This window comes from Streptococcus sp. ST16, from assembly GCF_046098135.1.
GTDB lineage: Bacteria > Bacillota > Bacilli > Lactobacillales > Streptococcaceae > Streptococcus.
Genome location: NZ_JBJUSE010000025.1, coordinates 1 through 759, shown reverse-complemented (window position 1 = coordinate 759; position 759 = coordinate 1). Strand labels below are relative to the sequence as shown.

The following is a 759-nucleotide window of genomic DNA, read 5'->3' as shown; positions in this document are numbered from 1 at the left end:
AAATGATTGATAAAGTTCTTCTTGAAGGTCGTTCGCAAAGAAGTGTCAGTCTTGATTATGCTCTCCCAAACAAAGGAATGCTTCCAAATTGGCTGGCGCAATACAAGAAAAACGGGTATACTATTGTTGAGAAAACAAGAGGGAGACCAGCTAAAATGGGACGTAAACGGAAGAAAACTTGGGAAGAAATGACAGAATTAGAACGACTCCAGGAGGAGAATGAACGCTTACGTACCGAGGTGGCCTACCTAAAAAAGTTAAAAGAGTTAGAGGAAAGGGACGAAGCCCTAGAGCGAGAAAGGCAGAGACAGTTAGAGAAATGGTTTCAGGAGGATTTCGACTAGATTTTCTTCTTGAAACAGCACGTTTAGCTCGCTCGACTTACTATTATCAGTTGAAGCAACTGGATGGGGTTGATAAAGATAAAGAGCTTAAAACCGAAATTCAGGCCATTTATACTGACCATAAAGAAAATTATGGCTATCGGAGAGTTACTCTTGAACTAAGAAATCGTGGTTTTGTAGTGAATCATAAAAAGGTTCAACGTCTGATGAAAATCCTTGGTTTAACAGCTCGAATTCGTCGCAAACGAAAGTATTCTTCCTACCAAGGAGAGATTGGCAAGAAAGCAGAGAATCTCATTCAACGTCAGTTTGAAGCAACCAAACCAATGGAAAAATGCTATACGGATGTGACAGAATTTGCCATTCCAAATAGCACACAGAAACTCTATTTATCGCCTGTTTTAGATGGCTTTAA

1 pseudogene is annotated in these 759 nt (G+C 39.8%); it reads left to right on the top strand.

From position 1 onward, the window contains the following. Window positions 1-759, top strand: a pseudogene (locus tag ACIY14_RS09440) (IS3 family transposase); the annotation flags it as partial.